The following is a 2,538-nucleotide window of genomic DNA, read 5'->3' as shown; positions in this document are numbered from 1 at the left end:
ATCCCGAAGGTGGAGGACAGGTTGGAGACAAGGGTTATCTGGAAGCAGCAAACGGAGATGTTATATACATTACCGATACCAAAAAAGAGAACAACCAGATTATTCATTTTTCTAAATCGCTTCCCAAAGATCCGGAAGCCACCTTTAGAGCCGTCGTAGATGGAGCCCAGCGGGCGAGGACAGCTGCAAATCATACCGCGACACATTTACTGCACCAGGCTTTACGAAAAATTCTTGGGGAGCATGTGGAGCAAAAGGGTTCTATGGTGCATAGCGGATATTTGAGGTTTGATTTTTCCCATTTCAGCAAAGTTTCCAAAGAACAGCTGGAGGAAGTTGAAGCTTTTGTAAATGCAAGAATCAGGGAAAATCATGAACTTAATGAGCAGCGGAATATGGCTTACCAGGATGCACTGGACCAGGGGGCGATCGCGCTTTTTGGAGAGAAATACGGGGATTCGGTAAGGGCGATTCGGTTTGGGGAATCCATAGAACTTTGCGGTGGAACCCATGTAAGTAATACTTCAGACATCTGGTACTTTAAAATTGTAAGTGAAGGCGCGATAGCTTCAGGAATACGAAGGATTGAAGCAATTACCGGAGATGCGGTAAAAGATTATTTTGCTGAACAGGATAAAACGATGGATGAGGTGAAATCTCTTCTGAAGAATTCAAAAGACCCTGTAAAATCCATTAATAGCCTGCAGGAAGAAAATTCAGAATTAAAGAAACAGGTGGAGAGCCTGTTGAAGGATAAGGCCAAATCTTTAAAATCTGATCTTAAAAATGAAATTACAGCGGTAAACGGTATAAATTTCCTGGCAAAACTCATAGATCTTGACGCCGGCGGAATAAAAGACCTTGCTTTTCAATTGGATAACGAAATGGAGAATCTTTTTCTTGTCTTTGGAACAGAGCAGAATGGAAAAGCCCTGCTTTCCTGTTATATTTCTAAAAACCTCGTGTCAGAAAAAGATCTGAATGCCGGCACTATCATCCGTGAACTTGGAAAATATATCCAGGGAGGCGGTGGCGGACAACCGTTTTTCGCGACTGCAGGAGGTAAAAATCCTGCGGGATTAAACGATGCTTTGCAGAAGGCGAAAGAGTATATAAAATAACGTATTTTAAATACTGATGGAGAGGAGCGATATGGAGTTTAGGACCAAAATACCAATAGCCGATCATAAACCTAAGATAGACTATAATTCTAAGATTTTTATGCTGGGTTCCTGCTTTGTAGATAATATTGGCGGGAAACTGGATTACTACAAATTTCAGAATTACCGGAACCCTTTCGGGATTCTGTTTCATCCTGCTGCTATAGAAAATTTTCTGGAGCGTGTGGTTTTGGGCTACAAATATAAGGATGAAGACGTGTTTTTTCACGAAGGAAGATGGCACTGCTTTGAAGCTCACAGCGATTTAAGCAATTCCAATAAGAAAAATTTGTTACGAGATCTGAATTCGGGAGTAAGAAAATCTGGAAAATTTCTGAGATCTGCCACCCATGTGGTAATCACCCTGGGAACGGCCTGGGGTTACAGACATGTGGAGCAGGATGCGACCGTGGCCAACTGCCATAAAATTCCGCAGAAGGAGTTTCAGAAAGAACTGATGATGGTGGATGATATACGCCAGAGTTTGCTGAAGATTCTTTCTTATCTGCACATGATTAATCCTAAGGTTTCTGTAGTTTTTAATATTTCTCCCGTTAGGCACACCCGTGATGGTTTTACTCAAAACCAGTGGAGCAAATCAAACCTAATGGCGGCCCTGCAACAGTGCCTTTCAGAATTTCGGCAAAATGAGGAATGGAAGAAAACACTTTCCTATTTTCCGTCTTACGAAATTATGATGGATGAGCTAAGGGATTATAGGTTCTATGCAGGCGATATGATTCATCCCAACGGGACGGCTCTGGATTATATCTGGAGTAGGTTTGAGGAGGTGTGGATTGCAAAGAATACGGAGGTCACAAAAAAGGAAATAGAAAAGATCCAGAGGGCATTAAATCACCGTCCCTTCAACAGTAAATCCAAAGAGCATCAAAAGTTTAAGGTTCAACTTCAGGAAAAGATCGATAAACTGGAGGCTGAATTTTCGCATATTACATTTGGCCGCTCAAAATAAGATAAAATTGGTTTTTTTGGTAACGTTAAAATAATTCCTGCCTAACCCGATGATCTTAAAATATTTGTACATTTAAATTACAGGTTCTGATGCTTAACTTGTTGTTTATCAGGATGTGAATCCTTATTTAACAAGAACATTAAGAATTTGTGATCTAAAATTTGTTGGGGTAGATTTTAGAATTTTAAAACTGATGGACGGGTGGGGCCGTCCATTGGTGTTTTTAAAAATTAATTTTTTCTTCCTTAGGCCTTTAAAAACAATACGTCATGTTAAGGCGGCTGCTCCAATTCTAAAATTTTGTAACTTGCCTTAAAGCTTTGCTATGAAGAAAATACTGCTTGGGGCACTGGTTGTGATCCTGATTTTTTTTGGATACCGATATTTTGAAAATCAGAGAATTGA

General features: G+C 40.3%; 2 protein-coding genes. Both read left to right on the top strand.

The features are described from left to right. The coding region (locus RM529_RS16870; RefSeq protein ID WP_311485922.1) for a DHHA1 domain-containing protein at positions 1-1,121 on the top strand (1,121 nt) is incomplete at its 5' end. A gap of 16 nt (positions 1,122-1,137) precedes the next feature. Next, positions 1,138-2,133 carry a GSCFA domain-containing protein gene (locus RM529_RS16865; protein ID WP_311485921.1) on the top strand — a complete coding sequence of 332 codons (996 nt, stop codon included), beginning with the start codon at positions 1,138-1,140 and terminating at the stop codon, positions 2,131-2,133. The last annotated feature ends 405 nt before the right edge of the window (positions 2,134-2,538 follow it).

The sequence above is a fragment of the Autumnicola edwardsiae genome (genome assembly GCF_031846505.1).
Lineage (GTDB): Bacteria > Bacteroidota > Bacteroidia > Flavobacteriales > Flavobacteriaceae > Autumnicola > Autumnicola edwardsiae.
The sequence above is the reverse complement of the archived record's forward strand: the minus strand, read 5'-3'. Positions and strand labels throughout refer to the sequence as shown.